This window comes from Sanguibacter sp. TS_SC_8, from assembly GCF_055361235.1.
On the sequence record NZ_CM143955.1, the window covers coordinates 756,793 to 780,491 of the forward strand.

24 protein-coding genes and 1 pseudogene are annotated in these 23,699 nt (G+C 69.6%); 18 read left to right on the forward strand and 7 right to left on the reverse strand.

The genetic code is table 11. From position 1 onward, the window contains the following. Positions 1-19 precede the first annotated feature (19 nt). From ACWA15_RS03245 to ACWA15_RS03275, 7 genes and pseudogenes are all read left to right on the forward strand, one after another. Complete coding sequence (locus ACWA15_RS03245) at positions 20-1,207, forward strand: acetoin utilization protein AcuC (RefSeq protein WP_464058022.1); 1,188 nt, start codon at positions 20-22, stop codon at positions 1,205-1,207. Between the two features lie 111 nt (positions 1,208-1,318). Then, positions 1,319-1,525: a helix-turn-helix domain-containing protein gene (locus ACWA15_RS03250; protein ID WP_464058023.1), complete on the forward strand. Its 207-nt coding sequence runs from the start codon at positions 1,319-1,321 to the stop codon at positions 1,523-1,525. Between the two features lie 166 nt (positions 1,526-1,691). Continuing rightward, positions 1,692-1,790, forward strand: a complete 99-nt coding sequence (locus tag ACWA15_RS03255; RefSeq protein WP_003792170.1) for a 30S ribosomal protein bS22 — start codon at positions 1,692-1,694, stop codon at positions 1,788-1,790. Between the two features lie 136 nt (positions 1,791-1,926). After that, positions 1,927-2,952, forward strand: coding sequence for a LacI family DNA-binding transcriptional regulator (locus tag ACWA15_RS03260; RefSeq protein WP_464058024.1), 1,026 nt, complete (start codon positions 1,927-1,929; stop codon positions 2,950-2,952). Positions 2,953-3,175: 223 nt separating this feature from the next. Then, positions 3,176-5,155 (forward strand): HNH endonuclease signature motif containing protein, encoded by a 1,980-nt coding sequence (locus ACWA15_RS03265; protein ID WP_464058025.1) that lies wholly within the window; start codon positions 3,176-3,178, stop codon positions 5,153-5,155. Then, positions 5,130-5,400 (forward strand): annotated as a pseudogene (locus tag ACWA15_RS03270) (hypothetical protein); the annotation flags it as partial. The gene ACWA15_RS03265 and the pseudogene ACWA15_RS03270, both read left to right, overlap by 26 nt. Beyond that, positions 5,360-5,623 (forward strand): hypothetical protein, encoded by a 264-nt coding sequence (locus tag ACWA15_RS03275; protein WP_464058026.1) that lies wholly within the window; start codon positions 5,360-5,362, stop codon positions 5,621-5,623. The pseudogene ACWA15_RS03270 and the gene ACWA15_RS03275, both read left to right, overlap by 41 nt. A gap of 36 nt (positions 5,624-5,659) precedes the next feature. On the opposite strand, the gene ACWA15_RS03280 is transcribed toward ACWA15_RS03275, so the two are convergent. The 5 genes from ACWA15_RS03280 to ACWA15_RS03300 all read right to left on the reverse strand — a co-directional run bounded on the left by ACWA15_RS03280 (position 5,660) and on the right by ACWA15_RS03300 (position 11,236). Next, positions 5,660-6,346: a YesL family protein gene (locus tag ACWA15_RS03280; protein WP_464058027.1), complete on the reverse strand. Its 687-nt coding sequence runs from the start codon at positions 6,344-6,346 to the stop codon at positions 5,660-5,662. Positions 6,347-6,360: 14 nt separating this feature from the next. Beyond that, positions 6,361-7,791: an arabinan endo-1,5-alpha-L-arabinosidase gene (locus ACWA15_RS03285; RefSeq protein WP_464058028.1), complete on the reverse strand. Its 1,431-nt coding sequence runs from the start codon at positions 7,789-7,791 to the stop codon at positions 6,361-6,363. Between the two features lie 2 nt (positions 7,792-7,793). Beyond that, entirely contained in the window at positions 7,794-8,738 is a 945-nt protein-coding gene (locus ACWA15_RS03290; RefSeq protein ID WP_464058029.1) for a carbohydrate ABC transporter permease, read from the reverse strand. 18 nt (positions 8,739-8,756) lie between these two features. Then, positions 8,757-9,779 carry a carbohydrate ABC transporter permease gene (locus ACWA15_RS03295; RefSeq protein ID WP_464058030.1) on the reverse strand — a complete coding sequence of 341 codons (1,023 nt, stop codon included), beginning with the start codon at positions 9,777-9,779 and terminating at the stop codon, positions 8,757-8,759. Positions 9,780-9,886: 107 nt separating this feature from the next. Further along, entirely contained in the window at positions 9,887-11,236 is a 1,350-nt protein-coding gene (locus ACWA15_RS03300) for an ABC transporter substrate-binding protein (RefSeq protein WP_464058031.1), read from the reverse strand. A gap of 373 nt (positions 11,237-11,609) precedes the next feature. On the opposite strand from ACWA15_RS03300, the gene arfA reads away from it, so the two are divergent. From arfA to ACWA15_RS03315, 3 genes are all read left to right on the forward strand, one after another. After that, positions 11,610-13,130, forward strand: a complete 1,521-nt coding sequence (arfA, locus tag ACWA15_RS03305) for an arabinosylfuranosidase ArfA (protein WP_464058032.1) — start codon at positions 11,610-11,612, stop codon at positions 13,128-13,130. A gap of 79 nt (positions 13,131-13,209) precedes the next feature. Next, positions 13,210-14,328, forward strand: a complete 1,119-nt coding sequence (locus ACWA15_RS03310) for an arabinan endo-1,5-alpha-L-arabinosidase (protein ID WP_464058033.1) — start codon at positions 13,210-13,212, stop codon at positions 14,326-14,328. 176 nt (positions 14,329-14,504) lie between these two features. Then, a complete protein-coding gene (locus tag ACWA15_RS03315) occupies positions 14,505-15,197 on the forward strand; it encodes an MIP/aquaporin family protein (protein ID WP_464059397.1) in 693 nt (230 codons plus the stop codon). Between the two features lie 33 nt (positions 15,198-15,230). Here the strand turns inward: ACWA15_RS03315 and ACWA15_RS03320 are convergent, their stop codons facing one another. After that, positions 15,231-16,121, reverse strand: coding sequence for an HAD family hydrolase (locus ACWA15_RS03320; RefSeq protein WP_464058034.1), 891 nt, complete (start codon positions 16,119-16,121; stop codon positions 15,231-15,233). Between the two features lie 35 nt (positions 16,122-16,156). On the opposite strand from ACWA15_RS03320, the gene ACWA15_RS03325 reads away from it, so the two are divergent. Continuing rightward, positions 16,157-16,414 carry a glutaredoxin family protein gene (locus ACWA15_RS03325; RefSeq protein ID WP_464058035.1) on the forward strand — a complete coding sequence of 86 codons (258 nt, stop codon included), beginning with the start codon at positions 16,157-16,159 and terminating at the stop codon, positions 16,412-16,414. Further along, positions 16,411-17,082, forward strand: coding sequence for a redox-sensing transcriptional repressor Rex (locus tag ACWA15_RS03330; RefSeq protein ID WP_464058036.1), 672 nt, complete (start codon positions 16,411-16,413; stop codon positions 17,080-17,082). Before ACWA15_RS03325 ends, ACWA15_RS03330 begins: the two co-directional genes overlap by 4 nt. A 127-nt stretch (positions 17,083-17,209) precedes the next feature. Here the strand turns inward: ACWA15_RS03330 and ACWA15_RS03335 are convergent, their stop codons facing one another. Continuing rightward, positions 17,210-17,770 (reverse strand): YceI family protein, encoded by a 561-nt coding sequence (locus tag ACWA15_RS03335; protein ID WP_464058037.1) that lies wholly within the window; start codon positions 17,768-17,770, stop codon positions 17,210-17,212. 246 nt (positions 17,771-18,016) lie between these two features. On the opposite strand from ACWA15_RS03335, the gene ACWA15_RS03340 reads away from it, so the two are divergent. From ACWA15_RS03340 to ccsB, 6 genes are all read left to right on the forward strand, one after another. Then, the gene (locus ACWA15_RS03340; RefSeq protein ID WP_464058038.1) at positions 18,017-18,484 is read left to right on the forward strand and encodes a MarR family winged helix-turn-helix transcriptional regulator; all 468 of its coding nucleotides are present in this window, start codon (positions 18,017-18,019) and stop codon (positions 18,482-18,484) included. Between the two features lie 43 nt (positions 18,485-18,527). Then, entirely contained in the window at positions 18,528-19,172 is a 645-nt protein-coding gene (locus ACWA15_RS03345; protein ID WP_464058039.1) for a histidine phosphatase family protein, read from the forward strand. Between the two features lie 80 nt (positions 19,173-19,252). Beyond that, positions 19,253-19,918 (forward strand): TlpA family protein disulfide reductase, encoded by a 666-nt coding sequence (locus tag ACWA15_RS03350; protein WP_464058040.1) that lies wholly within the window; start codon positions 19,253-19,255, stop codon positions 19,916-19,918. 94 nt (positions 19,919-20,012) lie between these two features. Further along, a complete protein-coding gene (locus ACWA15_RS03355) occupies positions 20,013-20,768 on the forward strand; it encodes a cytochrome c biogenesis CcdA family protein (RefSeq protein WP_464059399.1) in 756 nt (251 codons plus the stop codon). Then, entirely contained in the window at positions 20,768-22,570 is a 1,803-nt protein-coding gene (gene resB, locus ACWA15_RS03360; RefSeq protein ID WP_464058041.1) for a cytochrome c biogenesis protein ResB, read from the forward strand. The genes ACWA15_RS03355 and resB overlap by 1 nt, the downstream gene beginning before the upstream one ends. After that, positions 22,557-23,615 carry a c-type cytochrome biogenesis protein CcsB gene (gene ccsB, locus ACWA15_RS03365; RefSeq protein ID WP_464058042.1) on the forward strand — a complete coding sequence of 353 codons (1,059 nt, stop codon included), beginning with the start codon at positions 22,557-22,559 and terminating at the stop codon, positions 23,613-23,615. The genes resB and ccsB overlap by 14 nt, the downstream gene beginning before the upstream one ends. Positions 23,616-23,699: the final 84 nt, after the last annotated feature.

Here is a 23,699-nt window from a genome sequence, read left to right on the forward strand (position 1 = left end):
TCGCGCTACCGTGAACCCCATGTCATTCAGCGTGGATGTGGCCTGGAGTCCTGAGCTCATGAAGTACAACTTCGGTGCCGGGCACCCCATGGCCCCCGTGCGGCTCGAGCTCACGGTGCACCTCGCCACCGAGCTGGGCCTGCTCGCCAGTCCCGACGTCCACGTCGTCGACCACGGCGTCGCCTCCGACGACCTGCTCACCACCGTGCACGACGTCGCCTACGTCGCGGCGGTGCACGACGCCTCGACGAACGGCACCGAGGACCTGGTCCGCGGGCTCGGGACCGAGGACGACCCGGTCTTCCCCGGCATGCACGACGCCGCCGCGCGCATCGTCGCCGGGACGGACGGCGTCGCGCAGGCGGTGTGGGAGGGGCGGGCCAGTCACGGCGTCAACGTCGCCGGTGGGATGCACCATGCCATGCCGGGCGGGGCCGCGGGCTTCTGCGTCTACAACGACGCCGCGGTCGCGATCGCCGGGCTCCTGGCGGCAGGGGCGACCCGGGTCGCCTACGTCGACGTCGACGCCCACCATGGCGACGGCGTCGAGGCGGCCTTCTGGGACGATCCGCGGGTGCTCACCGTCTCCGTCCACCAGAGCGGGGCGACCCTCTTCCCCGGGACGGGGCATGCGACGGACACCGGGGGCCCGCTCGCCCACGGCTCAGCCATCAACGTGGCCCTGCCCGCCCGCACGAGCGCCCGGGGGTGGCTGCGCGCGATCGACGCCGTCCTGCCGGAGGCGGTGCGCGCCTTCGCGCCCCAGATCATCGTCTCCCAGCACGGCTGCGACGCCCACGGCAAGGACATGCTCAGCGACCTCGACGTCGCGGTCGACGCCCAGCGCCAGGTGGCCCACTGGGTGCACGACCTCGCCCACGAGGTGTGCGAGGGTCGGTGGGTGGCCCTGGGCGGGGGAGGGTACGCCGTGATCGACGTCGTGCCGCTTGTCTGGTGCCACGTGCTGGCCATCGCCCAGCACCGGGAGATCGGTCCGCTCACGCCGGTCCCGCAGGCGTGGCGCGATCACGTCACCGACGTTCTCGACCACGAACCCCCCACTCTCATGTCCGACGCCGCAGGTGAGGTCGGCTTCGTGCCGTGGCACACTGGGTATGACCCGGACGACGCCGTCGACAGGGCTATCCGGGCAACGCGCCAGGCAGCGTTTCCGCTGCTCGGCGTGGATGTCAGCAGGGATGCCTGAGCGCCGGACCGCTTCTCGCCGGGACGCCACAGGCCATAAGGTGTGCACACGAGCTCGACCACCCCATGAGAAGCATGGGACGCACGAGACGCACGAGAAGAAGGTTCAGCCATGACTGCGGATGCACCACGCGTTCAGTTCCTCACCGTGTCCGAGGTCGCCGGTGTCATGCGCGTGTCGAAGATGACCGTCTACCGGCTGGTGCACGCCGGTGAGCTCCCCGCGGTGCGCGTCGGCAAGTCCTTCCGGGTGCCCCAGGAAGCGCTCACCCACTACCTGGCCGCGGCGTACATCGAGGGTGACCGGCTCTCCTCCTGACCGTCGCGTCGTGTGGACCCGTTCAGAGGCGATAGGATAGGTTCGGACTTTCCCGAGCGTGGGCGTCACGTGCACCACTTGCAGTCTTGCGGCTTCACGGTCGCTTGGTTCTGAGCGGTTCTGCGGCGTGCTGCGCGAGCAGACCCGATCAACATTGCGAGGACCCATGGGCTCCGTCATCAAGAAGCGCCGCAAGCGTATGGCAAAGAAGAAGCACCGCAAGCTGCTTCGCAAGACCCGCCACCAGCGTCGTAACAAGAAGTAAGCAGTTCCCGCCCGGGCCCGGTTTCGACCGGGCCCGAGTCGTATCCGGAAACAGCCGGATATAAGGGATATCCTCAGATGGCTCTCAGGGGAGCGTCCTCGAAGATTCAGGCGGAGGCCTAGACGTGTCTACAACGATGCACGACGTTGCGAAGCTGGCCGGTGTCTCGATCAAGACCGTGTCGAACGTCGTCAACGGCTACCCGTACATCCGTGACACGACCCGGGACCGCGTCCTGGCGGCGATCAAGGACCTCGACTACCAGATGAACGTCTCGGCCCGGAACCTGCGGTCCGGGCGCACCGGGATGATCTGCCTCGCTGTCCCCGAGCTCAGCCTGCCGTACTTCGCCGAGCTCGCCGACTCCGTCATCCGGGCGGCCGAGGCCGCCGACCTGACGGTGATCATCGAGCAGACCGGCGCCGACCGCAAGCGTGAGCTCGAGATCCTCTCGGGCAAGCGCAAGCACCTCACCGACGGGCTGATCTTCTCCCCGCTCGAGCTCGGCCCCGAGGACAAGGACGCCTTCGACGTCGACTTCCCCGTGGTGCTGCTCGGTGAGCGGATCTTCGGCTCCTCCCACGACCACGTCACCATGCACAACGTCGAGGCCGCACGCGCCGCGACCGCGCACCTGATCGCCCAGGGACGACGCCGGATCGCCCTGATCGGCGCCCACGAGGGCGAGCAGGTGGGCTCAGCGCGGCTGCGCACCGAGGGGTACCTCCAGGCGCTCCAGGAAGCCGGCATCGACCCGGACCCGGCCCTCATCGGGGAGTCCGGCCCGTGGCACCGTGCCAACGGCGCGGAGGCCATGCACCGCATGCTCGACGCCGGGACGAGGGTCGATGCCGTCTTCGGCCTCAACGACGCGCTCGCCCTCGGCGCCCTGCACGCTCTGCACGTGCGCCGCATCTCGGTGCCTGGGGAGGTCGCGGTGATCGGCTTCGACGACATCGACGAGGCGCGCTACGCCGCACCGCCGCTCTCGTCGGTGTCCCCGGGGCGCGAGGAGATCGCCCGGACCGCCGTGCGGCTACTCAGCGACCGGATCGCGAACCCCCAGGACCACCGACCCCCGGTCGAGGTCGTGGCGGACTTCGAGCTCATCCTGCGGGAGTCGACCGTCGGGTCGCACGGAGGGCTGCGCACGGCGCTGTGAGGCGCGGGCAGGGAGCAGGGTCGCTCAGGCAAGCCCTGGCTCGCTCGTCTGCCCCCGGTGTCGACCTCACATCGGGCGCTCGGGAGGCGTCTACCTGGTGACGGGCAGTTCGTCGGAGGGCGGCGAGCGTCGGTCGTGGCGGTCTGTTCCTGGCTCGGGCTGCGTGTCGGTGGTCGGGTCTAGGGTCGAAGCATCTGGTGGGAGCCCCGCATTCTCCGGGGACATGGCGGTTTCTGTAGCGGTCGACGACGGTGTCGGGTGGTGGGTCATGGCGGGTCCTACGAGGGCGGTGGTGCAGCCCGGGTTGGCGCTGTTCGGCGCCGCGGGTGGCGTGGACGCCGGTCTGGTTCCAGGTGGCGCATCGGCCCCCGCTCGGCTGCCTGCGCCGGACACCGCAGCTGCACCTTCGGGGACCGTCGCCCCCTGGGACCTGGTCCCTGCTCCGGGCGCGGCCGTGGGCGTGCAGCCGGTCGCTGCCGCGTCGCGGGCCCGGTGTGGGCGGATCGTGGAGCTGGACAGGTCGATCGCGGCGTTGACCGCCGAACGGGCGTCGCTGCTGGTCGCCGAGCGCGACTGCGGGGAATGGAAGAAGGCCGGATACTCCTCGTTCGAAGCCTGGCGCGGGCAGATGTCGGGGGAAGGCCTGCGGACCGCGCGCACCCAGCTGATGGTGGCGACTGTCCTGGAGGAGTCCCCCGATACTGCCGAGGCGGTGACCGCGGGCGAGGTGAGCGTGGTCCACGCGGAGATCCTGGGCCGGGTCCGGTCCAAGGCGGAGCGCCCCGGCACCACGGAACTGACCCCCAGCGAGAACAAGGAGCTGCTGGACCTGGCGACGAAGGAAGACGCCGACGCCTTCGCCAAGACCGCCGACCGGTGGTGGGCCCGCCGGGACTGCCTCGCCCACGACGCCACCCACGAAGAAACCCGCCGCAAGCGGTACCTCACGATCAGCCACACCCCCACCGGCACCCACCTCAAAGGATTCCTCGACGTGGTCGCCGGACGCCGCGTCGCCGTGGCCATCGAGGCGGCGATGCACCGACCCGAGGACGGCGACGACCGCGACTACCCCCAACGCATGGCCGACGCGCTCGTGGACGTCGCCGACCGCGCCATCAACGGCGGGACCTTCAAGAACGGCGCAGCAGTCCGCCCCCACGTGTCCGTCATCATGACCGAAGACACCTTCGTCCAGTCCCAACGCGAGCTCCGGCGCCGCGCAGCCGCTGCCGCTGCCCAAGCCGCCAGTACCGAGGGCGATGACCCGGCATCGAGCCAGGACAACCCATCCGGGGGCCACAGTCCAAACAGCGGCGAGTCCAGTGAGTCCAGCGCACCGGGGCCGGTGGAGCCTGCGACGTTCGAGGACGGGACTCCCGTCCCCCTCAGCGAACTCGCCCGGATCCTGTGCGACGCCGACCTCACCCGCATCGTCATCACCGCCGACAACGTCCCCATCAACCTCGGCCGCACCGCCCGCCTCTACACCCGCGAACAACGCCGAGCCATCATCGCCCGCGACCGCGGATGCCAATTCCACGCCTGCACCCAACCCGTCCACTGGTGCGAAATCCACCACATCCACTGGTGGACCAACGGCGGAGAAACCTCCCTCGACAACGCCATCCTCCTCTGCAGCCACCACCACCACGAAGTCCACCGCCTCAACCTCACCATCCACCATCGACCCGCCGGAGGGCACGAGGTCCGCGCCGCACGCCGCGGAGTCGACAGCGAAGGCCGCACCACGCGGATCCCAGGAACAGCCGAGTGCCGAGTCTCCGACGCACCGGCACCCCTCGTCGACCGCCGTGACCACCGCGAAAGCCGCGACCACCGGGAAGTCGTGGAGACCGACACGCCTCGGCCGACCGTGCCATCCAGCCAACCCCAGGCCTCTGGCCTACCCCAGACAACCGGACAGAACCGAGCCTCCACGAAGATCCGCGCACTCAGGCAGGTCCGAGCACCTGGCGAACGCCGGCCGCTCGACGAGGGCCGCATCCCCGTCAAGGAGCGACTGCCCGATCAAGGCCACCTCACGGCGGTTCCAGGTCTTCGTGCTGTGGCGAGGAGTCGAGACCCGGTTGACGGGTGCGTGACGACCTACCACCGCGTGATCGTGTGCAGGGCCACCATCTCGCTCAAACCACAAGGAGACGCGCAACCTGGTCCTGGCAGTCAGGACAAAGCGGGATAGGCTCACCACTGTTCTCCTGACAGTGACGTCTACCGCTCCCGAGGCCGCTGACCTTGGATTCCTCCTGCACAAGCATCCGTCCAAGGTGCAGTCCTTCAAGCTGCCGGTGGGCACCGCGCACGTCTTCTACCCCGAGGCGACGGGCTGAGCGGTGCACGGTTGCGCTGCTCCTCGAGGTCGATCCGGTGGCCCTCGTGCGGGGGCGTGCCAGTTCTGCGGGGCGCAGCGGGTTCAGCCTCGCCCAGTAGGTCAACTCCATCGGCGGGATTTCACCGGATCCATGAGCTGACCGATGTCGCCGACCGCGAGGGCATCGCCTTCAGGACCGGCGGAGGGTTCGGCTACGACCACGCCCATGACGGCTACATCGCGGTCGCCTACGTCACCGAAGCCATCGCGGCGCTGGCGCGAGCCATCCCCGACGACGCGCTCTGGGTGGGCACGCTGCTGTGCCCTAGTCCGCCCTAGTCCGCCCTAGCGCTCCCTAGTGCGCCGTAGTCCGCCCTAGTCCGCGTCGACCACGTCCACCTCGACCGGCGGCGGGGTGAGCAGCGGGTCCTCGAGGAGGCCGGAGTCGAAGAGCTGGTCGAGGCGGCGCCCCGCGAAGGCGGTGCCCAGGAGGATCGGCACGGAGAAGCCGACGAGGGGCACGAGGATCAGCCACTGCCAGGACAGCACGAGGAACGCCCCGACCGTGAGCAGGACGGTCAGCGACGTGGCGATGGACAGGAACGGCGCCACGAAGGCGAAGCGCCAGGTCGCCGGCACACCATCACGGAAGCGCAGGCCGGTGGCGAACAGGAAGGCCAGCGCGATCGCGCTGACCACCACGACCACGAGGAACGGCGCGAGCAGGACGCTCGCGAAGCGTTCACCCGCGGCCGCGGCGACGCGGAAGATCTGCAGGTCGACCACAGCGAGGGCGCCGAGCACCCAGAACGGGACGCCGAGCAGGTTGGTGCGCCAGAAGTCGGTGCGGTAGCCGTCCCAGAAGTCGCGCAGCAGGTGCTCGGACGGTGTGCCGCGGCGCAGCGCCTCGAGCACCCGGGTCGCCGCGCGCGTGGCGGGGAAGGCACCGAGCAGGACGAGCCCGCCCACCGTCCCCAGCAGCCACAGGACGTTGATGGCCACGAGCTGCGCCGCGTAGCGCAGGACGACCATGACCCGCCCAGCCCACCCGAACTCCTGCATGAGTGCTCCTCGTCCTAGCGCGGTGACGGTGACTTGAAGGTGCCCGAGATCGCGGTCCCGGCCTCGGTGTAGCCGGTGAAGGACACGGTCTCACGTCCGGCGACCCAGTCGTAGGAGTTGAGCACGACCACGTCGGTCGCCCCGATGCTGGCCAGGTTGCCGTCGACGATGTCCACCAGACGGCTCCCGGTGACCGGGCCGGTGGGACCGGCCTCGGGTGCGTGGCGCAGGTCGAGCACGTCCCAGACCCCGGCCAGGTGCGGGTTGGGCCCGCGGGGGGAGAAGTGCGCCCGGATGGTCAGCTTGAGGTTCTCACCCGCGTAGGGCTGGGGTGAGACCGCGGGCCAGCCCGACGCCGTCCATACCACCCGGCGCAGCTGCGCGGTGTGCTCGGTCGGGTCCTGCGCGAGACGCACGTGGTGGACCATGAAGTCCTCCGCGGCACCGGCCGTGCCGGCTCCCGACGTGGCGTCCCTCGCGGGAACGGTGAGCACGGAGTTGTGCCCGGGCCCGATCCAGGCCGGGCCGTCGTTCAGCTGGTGGCCGACCAGGACCGGGGTGCCGACGTCGTCGGGCGCCAGAGCCGTGTCGGTCATGAGGTTGCCCGCGCGGTCCCGGTAGGGCCCGTCGATGCGTTCGGAGACGGCGACCCGGACGTTGTACGTCGAGAAGAGGGAGTCGTAGCTCGCGAACATGACGTAGCGGGCCGCGCGGCCACCGGGGCGGTGCACGATGAAGACGCCCTCGACCGCGGCCTCGACCGAGTGGGCGCGGCGCGCGATGCAGACGCCGAGGTCGCCGGGCGTCAGCGGCAGTCCCGTGGTGGCATCCAGACGCAGGGTGAAGATCCCGGAGAAGAAGGACCCGTAGGTCAGCCACGGGTCGCCGCAGGCGTCCCAGGTGACGGCCGCGTCGATCGCGTTCTGGGTCTGCTCCCCGGCTCGGGTCCGGACCACGAGGTCGCCCGTGCGCCACGGCCCGGCGAGGTCGTCGGCGACGGCCAGACCGATCGCGGAGGTGTTCGAGCCGAAGGTCGAGGCCGAGTAGTACATGTGGAAGCGGGACGGCCCGGCCGTGCCGGGACGCGCGGCGTCGGGCGGGGAGGGCCAGCGCACGACCTCCGGTGCCCACAGGCCCGGTGCGCCGGTCCAGGCCGCGGCCTCGGCGGGCACGCCGTCCAAGGCGGTCCCGGCCCAGGTCCAGTCGACGAGGTCAGGGGAGGTGCGCACGTGGACCCCGGCAGGGGGGTGGTCGGCGTCGTCGGGACGTGGTCCACCGACGGCGTCCGTGCAGAACATGTAGTACGTGCCGTCATCGGCGCGGACGACCGTGGGGTCGTGCGCGTGACGGGCGCCCAGGCTCATGAGCTGGGTGGCGACCCGACCGCTGAGGGTCAGGTCGCCACCGAGCACAGCGGGCGCGGACAGGGTCGGCGCCGTGGTCATGATCAGCCCTTGGCGCCGGTCAGGGCGATGGACTCGACGATCTGACGCTGGAAGATCAGGAAGATCGTCAGCACCGGGAGCAGCGCCACGAAGGACGCGGCCATGATCAGCGGGTAGTCCGTCTGGATCGCGTACTGGGCGTTGAAGCTCGCGATGACCAGCTGGAGCGTCTGCTTCTCGGGGGAGTTGAGGTAGATGATCGGTGCGAGGTAGTCGTTCCACACGAACATGAACCACAGGATGAACTGCGCCGCGAGAGCCGGCTTGATGAGCGGCAGGATCATCTTGGCGAAGATCTGCAGGTAGCCGGCGCCGTCGATCTTCGCGGCCTCGATCATCGAGTCCGGGATGGAGGTCAGGTACTGGCGGAGGAAGAAGATCATCATGATGTTGCCGAACAACCCCGGGATGATGAGGGGGAGCAGGGTGTCCACCCAACCGAGGTTCGAGAACATCATGAACTGCGGGATCATGAGCGTCGGGAACGGGATCATGAGACCCGCGAGCAGCGCCAGGAACAGCACGTTCTTGTACGGCAGGTGGAGCTTGGCGAAGGCGAAGGCCGCCAGCGCGGACACCACGGTGCCCAGGATCGTCACCGAGCAGGCGACGATGAGGCTGTTCTTGATGCCGCTGAGCAGCGGGCCGGCCGTCCAGATGCGGGAGTAGGCGTCGAAGACGAAGGGGTCCGGGATCCACTGGGGAGGCAGGGCGAAGACGCCCTCCTTCGTCTTCAAGGACGTGGACAGGGTCCACAGCAGCGGGGCGACCATGATGACGGAGCCGATGGCGAGCACGAGGGTGGCAAAGACGTTGCCGATCTTGTACTTCGTCTTCGACTTCATGGGCGGTGCCCCGTCCCGGGAGCGGCCCCGGCCGAACCCGGCGGGCAGCTTCTTGATCGGGGTGCCCGCCGGCTTGGTGGGGGAGGTGAGAGTTGAAGGCATGATGATCCGTTCCCTCGCTCAGTCGACCGAGAACGAGTTGCGGGCGTTGACCCGGAACTGGATGGCGGTGATGGTGAACACGATGAGGCCGAGCACGACCGACATGGCCGAGGCGTAGCCCATCTGCATGTTCTCGAAGGCCTTCTGCCAGATGTACCAGACGATGGTCGCCGAGCTGTACTCGGGGCCACCCGTCGGCGTCATGATGTTGATCTCGATGAAGATCTGCGAGCCACCGATGATCGACGTCACGACGAGGAAGAACGTCACCGGGCGGACCATCGGGAGGGTGATCTGGCGGAACTTCTGGAAGGCGTTGGCACCGTCGAGGGAGGCGGCCTCGTAGAGGCTGCGGGGCACCGACTGGATGGCGGCCAGGTACAGCAGCATCGAGTACCCCAAGCCCTTCCACACGCTCATCAGGATGAGTCCGGGCTTCACGGTGTTCTTGTCCATGAGCCAGTTGGGGCCGTCGATCCCGACGAGGGCGAGGGCCTGGTTGATGAGGCCGAAGTCACCGTTGAAGGCCCACTGCCACAGGATGGCGATGGCGGCGATCGAGGAGATGACGGGGAGGTAGTACACGGTGCGGAAGAACGTCGTCCCGCGCATCTTGCGGTTGAGGGCAAGGGCCAGCAGGAGCGAGATGGTCAGCCCGATCGGGATGCCGATCATCATGAAGAAGGTGTTGTACAGCGCCTTGCGGAAGTACGTGTCGCTGAACATCTTGGTGTAGTTGTCCAGGCCGACCCAGTTCATCACGCCGAGACCGTTCCAGTTGGTCATCGAGGCGTAGATGCTGTAGCCCAGGGGGTACAGCGTGAAGACGAGGAAGCCGACGATCGGGATCGCGACGAAGGCGAACGCCACGCGGTGCTCGCGCCGGTGCAGCTTGGACTTGCGCGGGGTGGGCGCGGCGGACGTGCCGTGGGTCAGACCGGCTGTGCCGGCAGCCGTCCGCCGTGTGGTCTGGCCGGAGGCGGATCGCTTCCGGACCGGAGCGCTGGTGTCAGCGCTCGTGCTAGCGCGTGAGTGCGCCATCGCAGTCTCCCTCGAGTGCGTCGAACAAAAGGTGGTGCGGTGCGCCCGGCGTTGAGCCGGGCGCACCGTCGTGACTCATGCGGGAGGCTGGCGCCGCCCGCGGTGGATCACTTGTTCATCTCGGCGGCCTGAGCCGCCTGCTCGTTCGCGCTGTCGAGGAACGCCTGCATCTTCGGCTGGGCTTCCTTGACGTAGTCGGACGCGGTCTGCGTGCCGTCGATCACGGGCTGGATGTTCGTGAAGAACTCGTCGTACCACTCGCCGTTGTAGGTGTTGTTGGCGGGCAGTGCGCGTCCGTACTCCTCGACGATCTGCAGGAACTCCTGCTTGTTCGCCGGCTGCGTGGTGGAGTCGGTGACCCAGGTCTGTGCCATGTCCTTGAGGTTCGGGATCTGGATCCCGGCGTCGACCAGCTTCTGCTGGGCCTCGACGTTCGTGGAGAGGTACTCGGCGAGCTTGACGGCCTCGTCGGTGTACTTGGTCGAGTTGGAGACCGCGATGCCCAGGCTTCCGGTCCACGTGGCGGGCTCGCCGGTCGCACCGACGGGGTAGGGGATGAGGTCCCACTCGAAGTCGAGCTTCTCGTAGGTGCTCACGTCCCACGGGCCGACCGGGAAGAACCCGATCTCACCCTTCATCCAGCGCTGGTACGTGTCCAGGGTCTGGCCCTCGGCGATCGAGGGGGTGACGAGCTCGACGTTCTGCAGGTCGGCGAACCACTGGAGCGCCTCGGCGAACTCGGGCGTGTCGACGGTGACCTCGGTACGGTCCGCGTTGATCCAGTCGCCGCCGTTGCTCCACACGAAGGGCTGGAGGTTCCAGTTGACGTTGAGGCCGGTGCCCCACTGGTCGAGTGCGCCGTCGCCGTTGTTGTCCTTGGTGAGCTGCTTGGCCACGTCGACGAACTCGTCGAAGGTGTAGGGCGTGTCGGCGTCGGGCAGCGGGATGCCGGCGGCCTCGAACATCGTCTTGTTGTAGCCGAAGGAGAACGGTCCGACGTCCTTGGGGAGGGCGTAGATCGCGCCCTGGCCCTGAAGGGTCCCGTCGTAGCGGTAGGAGTCGACGCCGTAGGCCCAGACGTTGTCGAGGTCGGTGGTCTCGGAGGCCTCCACGTAGGAGGTGATGTCCTTGATCACGCCGTTGTTGACGTAGCCCTGCACGTCGCCGGGGGCGATGTAGAAGACGTCGGGAACCTGGCGGCCGGTGATGGCGGCCTTGAGCTTGGTGTTGTAGTCGTCTGCGGTCGTGACGATGATCTTGACCTTGACGTCGTTCGCTGCCTCGAAGGCCTTGACGGCACCCTCGTAGGCGGCCTTCTCGTCCTCGCCACCGCGGAACATGAAGGTGAGCTGCTTGGTGCCGTCGTCGCTGCTGGCGCCGCCGGCGCAGCCGGCCACGAGCAAGGTTGAAGCAATGATGGTGCCGGCTAGTGCGGCGTGCAGACGTGACTTCTTCATCACGGATCCTCTCGATTCCCACTGAGTGTGTAAGGCCTGACTGTGCCTGTGAACCCACTTCTCACCGTCGGCTGCACCACGGAGTGCAGCGTGCGGAGGGAAGATCCATGGCTGTTCGGTCGAACAACCATACGGTGTCAGGGTCATCGTTGACCTCTCCGATTTACATCGTTGAAGATAAGGTGACACACGATGTGCTGCGCGGTCAAGGCGTAGCGGGGATCAACTTTACATCGATGCAGAATCGTAAGCAGGAGATGTGGGCGCGGATGTTGACGGCCCTGCGGGCACTGGTGCATGATTCCTCTACAACGATGTAGAAATTGGCGGGTCCGTCCCTGAGGACCGCACCTGCGCCACACCTAGGAGAACCATGCTTCCCGTGACCTTGACCCTCGACCCTGCGTTCACGGTCGGACCCGTGCGCCGTCGCACCTTCGGGTCCTTCGTCGAGCACCTGGGTCGGTGCGTCTACACCGGCATCCACGATCCCGCCCACCCCAGCGCGGACGAGAACGGCTTCCGTGAGGACGTCATCGAGATGACCCGCGAGCTCGGCGTCTCGACCGTGCGCTACCCGGGCGGCAACTTCGTCTCCGGGTACCGGTGGGAGGACGGCGTGGGCCCGCGCGAGGACCGACCCACCCGGCTGGACCTCGCCTGGCACTCGAGCGACCCGAACCTCGTGGGCCTGGACGAGTTCATGGACTGGGCACGCAAGACCGGCGTCGAGCCGATGATGGCCGTCAACCTCGGCACCCGGGGGATCCAGGAAGCCCTCGACCTGCTCGAGTACTGCAACGTCCCCGGTGGCACGCACTTCTCCGACCTGCGTCGCGCGAACGGCCACGAGGAGCCCTACCGCATCACGATGTGGTGCCTGGGCAACGAGATGGACGGCCCGTGGCAGATCGGTCACAAGACGGCGGAGGAGTACGCCCGCCTGGCAGCCGAGACCGCCCGCGCCATGCGCCTGCTCGACCCGACCATCGAGCTCGTGGTGTGCGGGTCCTCCTCCTCCGACATGCCGACCTTCGGCACCTGGGAGGCGACCGTGCTCGCCGAGACCTACGAGCACGTCGACTACATCTCCGCCCACGCCTACTACTGGGAGGAGGACGGCGACCTCGCCTCGTTCCTCGCCTCCGCCGTCGACATGGACCACTTCATCGAGTCCGTGACCGCCGCGGCCGACTACGTGCGCGCCGCCGGCAAGCACACCAAGCGGGTGAACATCTCCTTCGACGAGTGGAACGTCTGGTACCAGAAGCGTGCCGAGTCCAAGCCGCCGACGGGTGACGACTGGCCCGTCGCCCCCGTCCTGCTCGAGGACCAGTACAACGTGGCCGACGCCGTCGTGGTGGGCAACCTGCTCATCTCGTTGCTGCGCAACACCGACCGCGTGCACGCCGCGTCCCTGGCCCAGCTCGTCAACGTCATCGCACCGATCATGACCGAGCCGGGTGGGCGGTCCTGGAAGCAGACCATCTTCCACCCCTTCGCCCAGGCCTCCCAGCACGCCGTCGGCGACGTGCTCCAGGTCGGCATCGAGTCCCCCAGCTACGCCACCGCCCGCTTCGGTGAGGTCCCGGTGGCCGACGCCGTGGCCACCCGTGACCCGGCCACCGGTGCAGTCGCGATCTTCGCGGTCAACCGCTCCCTCACCGAGACGGCCGTCCTCACGGTCGACGTGCGCGCGCTCACCGCCTCTGGCACTGGCACCCTCGAGGTCGTGGAGTCGACGAGCCTGTCGAACCCGGACCACACCTGGGCCGCGACCGCGGACGACTCGACGTCGGTCCTCCCGCGGGACAACGACACCGCCAAGGTCGTCGACGGTGTGCTCACCGTCGAGGTGCCGCCGGTGTCGTGGAACATGCTCCGCCTGGCCTGATCCGTCCGCCCGCCGCGTCCGGCCCGCCCACCCCACGGGGGAGGGCGGGCCGGACGCACATCCGAAAGAGGTTGCCGCCGTGTCCCTCCGTCCCCGCGCGACCGCGGCGCTCGCCGCGTCCTGCATCGCTCTCGCCCTCGCCGCGTGCTCCACCTCGCCCGACGCCGCAGCCGTGCCCGACGTCGGCCCCGCAGCCACCGAGGTGGCCGTCTCCGGCGACCTGCGCACCCACGACCCGGCGTTGATCGTCGACGACGCCGGCACCGAGGCCGCCGATGACGACGTCTGGTACGTCTTCTCCACCGGCGACGGTCGGGTGGCCCTGGGCGCACCGCAGATCCGCCGGTCGACCGACGCGGGAGCGACCTGGGAGCACGTCGGTGAGCTGTGGACCGCCGCCGACGAGCCGTACTGGTCGCGCGAGATCATCACCGGCGTCGACAACTTCTGGGCGCCGGAGGTCACCGAGCACGAGGGGACGTACTACGCCTACTACTCGGCGTCCACCTTCGGTTCCAACACGTCGCTGATCGGCCTGTACACGAACACCACGCTCGACCCCGACGCCCCCGGATACCGCTGGGTCGACCAGGGGGAGGTGTGGCGCTCGGACGGCAGCACCCCCTACAACGCCATCGATCCGGGGATCGTCACCGATGCCGAGGGCACACCGTGGATGGCGTTCGGGTCCTTCTGGGACGGGTTGTTCATGGTCGAGCTCGAGTGGCCCTCCGGCAAGCCTGTCGGGGCGACGCCCGAGCAGCCGCGCGGCACCACCGAGGCCGTGCACCTCGCTGACCGTGGCACCGCGACCAACGCGATCGAGGCGCCCTACGTGCTCTCCCGGGACGGGTGGTACTACCTCTTCTTCTCCCGTGACTCCTGCTGCCAGGGCACCGCGAGCACCTACAACATGGCCGTGGGGCGCTCCCAGGACCCGGCCGGTCCCTACCTGGACGCCGACGGCGTGCCGCTGCTCACCGATGGCGGGACGGCGCTGCTGGCCACCGACGGCGCGATGGTCGGCCCCGGCGGTCAGTCGGTCTACCAGCTGGGCGAGTCGGTCTACCTGGCCTTCCACTACTACGACGCAGACCTCGGCGGGGACTTCCAGCTCGCGGTCCGTGAGCTCGCCTGGACCGAGGACGGCTGGCCGGTCGCCCAGACCGAGCAGGAGCTCGTGGCAGCTGTCGGCTAATCGTCCTACGTTCGGCGCCTCATCGTTTGGTAGACAGGGACCACGACCGGGCGCTCCCGCCACCGGTGCTGGTCTGACGTGCGGGAACGAACCTTGGAGCACACGTGGGAGACGTCGGTCAGATCGGCCAGGTGGGCCAGATCTTGGTCTCCGAGATCGCCGGGACCGGTGTCCTCATGACGCTGGGTGTCGGGGTCGGGGCGAACGTCACCCTGGCCCGGACCTTCGGCACGGGCGGCGGCTATCTCATGGTGGCTCTCGGGTGGGCGCTCGGGGTCTTCGCGGGCGTGCACGTCGCCCATGCCTCCGGCGCGCACCTCAACCCGGCGATGACGCTCGGGATGCTCGCGCGGTCCTTCGTCCCGGGCGGGCCCGGCGAGTACGCACCGGGCATCACGATCACGGCAGTCACCACGGTCGCCTACGTCGCGGGTGAGCTGGTCGGCGCGATCTGCGGGGTCGTCGTGGCCTGGTCGGTCTACCGGGCGCACTTCGACTCGCACCCGGTGGCCCACGACAAGCTCGCGGCCATGGCCACCGGACCGGCCATCCGGTCCTTGGGGCGCAACGCCTTCGGGGAGGGAGTAGCCACCTTCGTCCTCGTGTTCGTGCTGCTCCAGCTCGCGCTGACGCCGTCCGAGCTGGGGCCGCTCGGGGTCGCGCTGACGGTGCTCGGTGTGGGCCTCGGGCTCGGCGGCGTGACCGGCTGGGCGATCAACCCCGCGCGCGACCTCGGCGGGCGGATCGCCCACACCCTGCTCCCGATCCGCGGCAAGGGGAGCAGCGACTGGGCCTACGCCTGGGTCCCGGTCGTGGGACCGGTGGTCGGCGGCGTGCTCGGCGGCGTCGCGGCCCAGCTCATGAGCTGACCGTCCAGGCGCCGTCCAGGCTAGCCGTCGAGGCTAGCCGTCGAGGCGGTGGCGCACCGACCGGGTGGCCGAGCGCAGCGCCAGCCCACCCGCCCAGGCGAGCCCGGCCCAGCTCGCCGTCTTGAGACCCCGCTTGGCCGCGCGGCGTCGGCCCCGGAACTCCCGGACCGGCCAGCCGATGGTCTTGGCGTGCTTGCGCAGGCGCGGGTCGGGGTTGATCGCGCAGGGATGGCCCACGGTCGAGAGCAGCGGGACGTCGTTCATCGAGTCGCCGTACGCCGAGGACGCCGCGAGGTCGATGTCGAGGCGGGCCGCCAAGGCCTGGACGGCGTCGGCCTTGGCCTGGCCGTGCATCATGTCGCCGACCAGGTGACCGGTGTAGTGCCCGCTCTCGTGCTCGGCGATGGTGCCCAGGGCGCCGTTCGCGCCGAGCCGCCGGGCGATGAGGTCGCCGATCTCCACCGGGGTCGCGGTCACCAACCAGACCTGGTGACCGGCAGTGATGTGGGCGTCGAGAAGCTTCTGGGTGCCGGGGAAGATGCGCAGCGCGAGCACCTGGTCGTAGACCTCCTCGCCGATCGCGACGACCTCGGCGACGGAGTGCCCGGTCATGAGGAACAGTGCGCGGGACCGGACCTCGTCGATCTGGGCCTTGGTCTCCCCGACCAGCTGGTAGCGGGCCTGCTGAAAGGCGAAGTTGAAGATGTCCCGCTTGCGGAAGAAGCCCCGCTGCCACAGCGCCCGGGCCAGGTGGAAGGAGCTGGCGCCCCGGATGATCGTGTTGTCGACGTCGAAGAAGGCGGCGATCGGGCGGGCGACGTCGGGTGCGAGCTCGGTCCGGGCGAGTGCGCTCTGAAGGACGGCTCCGCCCGCGGCCTCGGCCATCTCGTCGCCGGTCTCGAGGTCAGTCCTGTCGGTGGGCACACACCCACTGTAGTCAGACCTCTAGGGTTGGGAGCATGAACGCCGAACTGCGAGCAGGTGAACGGGTGCTCGTCTACACCCGGGTCGGGTGCCATCTGTGCACCACCGCCGAGGAGGTCGTGGCCCGGGTCTGCGCCGCGACCGGGACCGGGTGGGCGGCGATCGACGTCGACACCTCACCCGAGCTGCAGGCCCGCTACGGCGAGCACGTCCCGGTCGTCGTGGTGGACGGGGTGCAGCAGGGCTTCTGGCGCATCGACGAGGCGCGCCTGACGCGGCTGCTCACGCCATGACCTCCCCGGGGGGCGTTGACGCGGGGCCCGGGACCGGTCCCCGCGCCGTCCCGCAGGCGAGCATCGAACGCCTCCCGGGGTATCTGCAGGTGCTCGGCGACCTGGCCGCGCGCGGCGTGACCGTGACGTCGTCGGCGGAGCTCGCCGAGCTCGCCGGGGTGGGGCCTGCCCAGCTGCGCCGGGACCTCAGCCACCTCGGGTCGCACGGCACCCGCGGCGTGGGCTACGACGTGGGGCGACTGCGCGAGCGCGTGCGGTCGGCGCTGGGAGTCGCCCAGGACCTGCCCGTGGCGATCGTGGGGGTCGGGAACCTGGGGCACGCCCTGGCCAACTACTCCGGCTTCGCCCCACGGGGGTTCACGGTCGCGGCCCTCTTCGACAGCGCACCGGAGGTCATCGGCACGGTCGTGGCCGGGGTGGTGGTCGAGGACTCGGCACGGCTCGCCGACGAGCTCGCCGCGCGAGGGGTGGTGATCGTGGTCATCGCCGTTCCGGGCGAGGGCGCCCAGGCCGTGTGCGACGCCGTGGTGGCCGCCGGTGTGCGGGAGATCCTCAACTTCGCTCCTCGTGCGCTGCAGGTCCCACCCGGCGTCGAGCTGCGCTCGGTCGACCTGGGCAGCGAGCTCCAGATCCTCGCCTTCCACACCCACACCCGCAGCCAGCCCTGACCCCGCACACGACGAACCCCCGCCGAGTGCTCGAATCCGGACGCGCCCGGGGGTGCGCGTGCAGATTCATGCAGTCGACGGGGGAACAGGGGCGGTGCGGGGCGGGGCCCCGCACCGGGGTCGAGAGTCAGGCCTTGATGGCCGAGAGGTCGAGGGCGATCTTGACCTTGTCGCTGACCAGGACGCCGCCGGCCTCGAGGGCCACGTTCCAGGTCAGGCCGAAGTCCTTGCGGGAGATCTCGGTCTTGGCCTCGAAGCCTGCGCGCGGGTTGCCGTAGGCGTCCACTGCGGTGCCGGAGAACTCGGTGTCCAGGACGACGGAGCGGGTCACTCCGTTGAGGGTGAGGTCGCCGGTGACGGCGAAGTCGTCACCGTCAGCCTGGACCGAGGTCGAGACGAAGGTCCAGGTGGGGTTCTTCTCGGCGTCCCAGAAGTCGGCGCTCTGCAGGTGTGCGTCGCGGTCGGGGCTGCCGGTGTTGACCGAGGCCGCGTCGATCACGGCGGTGACGGTGGAGCTCTCGATGTCGTCTCCGACGGTGATGACGGCCTCGGTGATGGCCAGGGTGCCGCGTGCCTTGGAGATCCCGGCGTGGCGCACGGTGAACGATGCGCTCGAGTGGCTGGCGTCGACGTTGTAGGTACCGGCGACGAGGCCGGCGGGGAGGGTGGTCGAGGCGGTTGCAGTCATGAGGGGCTCCTGGGGTGTGCGGTGCGGTGCGGACGGTCTGCGGGTGACGAAGAAAAACTATCACCTTCAATAGTTGAAAGTTCAACATACAAACGGGGGTCCGCGCAAGTGTCTGGCCGTATCAGTTTCCCGTGAGATTCGCGGCGAACGCCGAAATCAGCGGTATCGCGAGGTCAAGGGGGATATGGTCGGGAGGTAGCCTTACGCAGTGTCGGCGCGGCGACCCAGGCAGGGGGAGATACGTCCATGGCAACCGAAACTCCCGAGATCCCGTGGCTCTCGGACGGCCAGCAGATCAGCTGGAGGGCGTTCTTCGAAGGTGCGTCCCGCCTCACCGAGGCGCTCACCCGCGACCTCGAAGGCGACTCGAGCCTCTCCCTCAACGAGTACGAGGTCCTCGTTCGGCTCTCAGAGAGCTCCGCCTGGACGATGCGCATGTCTCACCTCGCGGACAGCCTCTCCCACTCCCGGAGCCGGGTCACCCACGCCGTGCGGCGCCTGGAGGAACGCGGCCTGGTGACCCGGGAGTCGTGTGCCGTCGACGGCCGGGGCATCAACGCGGTCCTCACCGACGCCGGGTACGCCGTGCTGGTCGACGCCGCCCCGAAGCACGTGCGCTCGGTGCGCCGGTACCTCGTCGACGTCCTCTCCGCGGAGCAGCTCACGGTGCTCGGCGAGGCAATGGTGCGAGTCTCGGCGGCGTGCCGGGACTGAGCCGATGCGCTCAACCGGTCAGAAGTTTGGGAGACTTCTCGCCATGGCCACCACGACAGTCCACCTCATCCGTCACGGCGAAGTCTTCAACCCCGAGAAGATCCTCTACGGGCGCATCCCCGGGTACCACCTCTCCGAGCTGGGCCACCAGATGGCGCAGCGCGTCGCGGACCACTTCGGCGCCGGAGACTTCGACGTCACCGTGGTGACGGCCTCCCCGCTGCAGCGCGCACAGGAGACGGCAACCCCGATCGCGGCGACCTTCGGGCTCGAGCTCGGGACCGACGAGCGCCTGATCGAGGCAGGCAACTACTTCGAGGGCAAGACCTTCGGCGTCGGCGACGGCTCGCTGCGCCACCCCGAGCACTGGCCGCACCTGATCAACCCCTTCCGTCCCTCCTGGGGCGAGGCGTACAAGGAGCAGGTCGCCCGGATGCACGCGGCCGTCGACACCGCCCGTGAGCAGGCAGAAGGCCACGAGGCCGTGCTGATCAGCCACCAGCTGCCGATCTGGATCGCGCGTCAGGCCTTCGAGAACAAGCGCCTGTGGCACGACCCCCGCAAGCGCCAGTGCGCCCTCGCCTCAGTCACCTCGCTGCGGTTCGACGGCGACCGGCTGGTCGGCCTGCACTACACCGAGCCTGCCGCCGACCTGCTCCCCGGTGCCCAGAAGGGCGCCGGGGCCTGAGTCGCCGACGTCGCGCAGGTCACAGGTGGCAAGGCCGCACTTCTCAGAGTTCTCCCAGTCGCAGAGGGGATAGTGGCGTGGTGTTCTCTGCATCCCACCTGGCGCCCGCCGCGCCCGCCGCACCTGCCGCCCGTGCACCCCGACCGGCCTCCCGGCCGGTGCTGCGGCGCACCCTGCTGGCGGCCGTGGCTCTCGCGCTGACACTGACCTCGTGCGCCTCGGAGTCCGGGAACACCAACCCCGGCGACGTCGCCGACCAGGGCTACCTCTCCGGTGACGGGAGCCTGCGGACGTGGCCCGCCTCCGACCGCGGCGAGGCCGTCGCGCTCACCGGCACCGACTTCTCCGGCGCCCCGGTCGACTCGACGCAGTTCGCCGGCGACGTCGTCGTCCTCAACACCTGGTACGCGGCCTGCCCGCCGTGCCGTGCCGAGGCGCCCGCCCTGCTCGAGGTCGCCACCGCGCGCGCCGTCGACGGAGTGCAGCTCATCGGCATCAACGGGACCGACGACGCCGGGACAGCGCTGGCCTTCGAGCGTGAGCACGCCATCACCTGGCCGAGCATCGCCGACACCGACGGGTCGGTCATCGCCTCCCTGCAGACGGTCGTCCCGGTCCAGGCGGTCCCCACGACCGTGGTCCTCGACCGCCAGGGCCGGGTCGCCGCCCGCGTGCTCGGCGAGGTCGACGCGACGACCCTGGACGGTTTGGTCGAGGACGTGCTCGCCGAGACCCCGGGGGCCTGACCCCGTCGTGTCCGCATCCCTCCTGCTGACCGAGCCTGTACAGGTGGTCGCGAGCATCGCCGGTTCGGTCGGCACCACCATCTTCAGCGGGTCGATGCTGCTGGCCATCCCGGTCGCGCTGCTCGCCGGCTTCATCTCCTTCGCCTCGCCGTGCGTGCTCCCGCTCGTCCCCGGCTACCTCGGCTTCGTCGGTGGACTCTCGGCCGCGTCCGTCGGCGGTCCAGGCCGCGCCGCCGGCCCGCGGGGTGCCACCGGCACCACGACGGCGACCGGCCGGGGCCGCGTCGTCCTGGGGGTGAGCCTGTTCATCGCCGGGTTCACCTTCGTCTTCGTCTCGATCGGCGTGCTCGCGGGCACCATCGGGTCCGCCCTGGTGCGCTGGGAGGACATGCTCATGCGGGTGCTCGGCGTCGTCGTCATCCTCATGGGCCTGGCCTTCCTGGGCGCCATGCCGTTCCTGCAGCGGGAACGGCGCATGCACGTGAGCCCGACGGCGGGGCTGTGGGGCGCGCCGCTGCTCGGCTTCGTCTTCGGGCTGGGCTGGACCCCGTGCCTGGGCCCGACCCTCACCGCGATCAACGCCCTGGCCCTCACCGAGGGCTCGGCGCTGCGCGGTGGGTTGCTCGCCGTCTGCTACTGCATCGGGCTCGGGCTGCCGTTCCTGCTCATCGCGCTCGGCGCGCAGAGCACCAAGCGCGGGCTGGCCTTCCTCAAGCGTCACCGGCTGGCGATCATGCGGATCGGTGGCACCATGCTCGTGCTCATCGGCCTGGCCCTGGTGACCGGGCTCTGGGGACAGTGGAGCCGCGCCATGCAAGGGTTCATCGGCGGAACCGGGACGGTGATCTAGTGGCCCGCAACGACCCCGGCGCTCCCGGCGCTCCTGGTAGTCCCGATGCAGGCAAGGCCCGCACCACCCCGGAGGACAGGTCCTACCGCCCCGAGGGCATCGACGACTCCTTCGCGGGCACCGACGCCCCCACCGTGACGGCCCCCCAGATCGGGGCGAAGGGCCTGGCGAGGTTCGTCTGGCGCCAGCTGACCTCGATGCGCGTGGCGTTGTTCCTGCTCATGCTGCTCGCCGTGGCGGCCGTGCCCGGATCCATCTTCCCGCAGACCTCGCAGAAGCCGGCCGAGGTGGCCCAGTACCTGCGCGACAACCCGACCCTGGGCGAGTGGTTGCACCGCCTGGGCTTCTTCGACGTGTACTCCTCGGTGTGGTTCTCCGCGATCTACATCCTGCTGTTCGTCTCCCTCATCGGCTGCATCCTGCCGCGCGTCAAGGCGCACCTGCACAACCTGCGCGGCGCCCCGCCGCGCACCCCGCGCCGCTTCAACAGGTTCCCGGCCACGGGCCGGCTCGAGCTCGACGCCGCGCTTGCCGACGCCGACGCGGTCACCACCGCGGCCCGCACCCACCTGCGCCGACGCTTCCTCGGCCTGCCCACCTTCCGCGTCGTGACCGCCACCGAGCCCGACGGCGCGCGGACGCTGGCCGCCGAGCGCGGCTACCTGCGCGAGAGCGGGAACCTGCTCTTCCACATCTCCCTGCTCGGCCTGCTCGTCTCCTTCGGGGCCGGTCAGCTGCTCGAGTACCGCGGTCAGGTGATCATCACCGAGGGACGCGGCTTCGCGAACTCCGTCGTGGAGTACGACACCTTCGACAAGGGCGCGCTGTTCACCGAGGACTCCCTGCAGCCGTTCTCGATGACGCTCGACTCCTTCGAGTCGACGTTCCGCATCACCGACGCCAAGGCGCAGGACTTCACGGCGTCGGTCACCGTCCGCGAGACCGACGGGTCCACCCGCGCAGAGACCATCAAGGTCAACCAGCCGTTGAGCCAGGCCGGCGCGAAGATCTACCTCCAGGGCAACGGCTACGCCCCCCACGTCACCGTGCGCGACGCCGCGGGCGAGATCGCGTTCTCCGGTCCCGTCCCGTTCCTGCCCGAGGACGACGTGTACACCTCCCAGGGTGTCATCAAGGTGCCCGACGTCTCGACCGGGGACCAGATCGGCCTCGTCGGGTACTTCCTGCCCACGGCCGAGATCACCGACAACGGCGCCCGCTCGATCTTCCCGGACCCGATCAACCCCGCGCTCGTGCTCACCGTCTTCCACGGCGACCTCGGCCTCGACGACGGCATCCCGCAGAACGTCTACCGGCTCCAGACCGACGAGATGACCCAGTCGGTCGAAGAGGACGGGACCCCGGTGACGCTCGTCGTCGGGAAGGGGACCACGGTCGACCTCCCGGACGGGCTCGGCACCATCGAGTTCAGCGAGCTGCCCCGCTTCGTGGCCCTCGACCTGCGCTACGACCCCTCCCTGGTGTGGGTGCTGGTGTTCTCGCTGACCGCGCTGCTCGGCGTCTCGATCTCGCTGTTCACCCCGCGCCGACGGGTCTGGCTGCGGACCCGCACGGAGGAGCCGGGCGGGGAGAACCCTCGTACAGTGGTCGAGGTGGCCGCCCTGGCGCGGGGCGACGACATGGGCCTGCAGAGCGAGGTGGACGGGCTCGTCGAGGCGCTCAGACGCCTCGACCCGCAGCCTGCGGCCGCGCCCCCCGACACCGGCACCGACACCGACCCACCCGAAGCTTCAGCTCCCACCAGTCCCGCTCGTGAAAGGCCGTCCGATGAACCTCTCTGAGATCAGCGATCTCCTAGCCTGGGGAGCCGCGACGGCGTACACCGTCGCCATGATCGCGTTCGCGATGGACCTCTCGCAGGTCTCGGACGCGATCGGGCAGCGCAGGGCCGACCAGCGCGCACGCGTCCCCGCAGCCGTAGGCGCCGAGGCGGGAGCCGGCACGCCGGCCACCGCGGCCAGGTCGGCGGCCTTCCCCGCCGACCCCGAGGGCGGGCGGCGCCGGAGCAAGGCGCTGGGCATCGCGATGTCGACGCTGTGGCTGGGCTTCGGCATCCACGCGGTCGCCGTCGTGACCCGCGGCGTCGCCGCCGGTCACGCGCCGTGGGCCAACATGTACGAGTTCTGGCTCACCGGGACCTTCGTGGCGGTCGGGATCTTCCTGCTGCTCCAGCTCAAGCTCGACGTCCGGTTCCTCGGCGTGATCGTCACCTTCCTCGTGGTGACCTTCCTCATGGTCGCCTTGACCGCCTTCCACGCCGAGGCGGACGAGGTCCAGCCTGCGCTGCGTCACTACTGGCTGGTCATCCACGTGGGGGTCGCGGTGATCGCGACAGCGGTGTTCACCATCGCCTTCGCCGCCAGCGCGCTGCAGCTGCTGCGGGACTCCCGCGACAACGGCTCGACGCTGCTGCACGGAGAGGGCACCGTGGTCCGCGGCCGCACCGTCGCCGCGGGCAAGTTCTTCAACTGGCGCTTCCTCGACGCCATCCCCAACCCGGTCGCCCTCGAGGCGCTGAGCTTCCGACTCAACGCTGTCGGCTTCGTGCTGTGGACCTTCACCATCATCGGTGGGGCCATCTGGGCCGACAGCGCGTGGGGCCGCCCGTGGGGCTGGGACCCCAAGGAGGTCTGGAGCTTCATCGTCTGGGTGGTCTACGCGGCCTACCTGCACGCCCGCACCACCCGTGGGTGGTCGGGGCGCCGCGCGGCGTACTTCGTCCTCGTGGGCTACGCGTGCGTGCTGTTCAACTTCACCGGCGTGAACATCCTCTTCAGCGGCCTGCACTCCTACTCCGGAGTTGAGAACGCCCCCAGCGCCAAGTAGTCACCTCCACCAGCCCCGGCCGGTCCCACCAGCCCCGGCCGGTCCCGCCAGCCCCGACCGGTCCCGACCGGGCTCCGGCCTGCC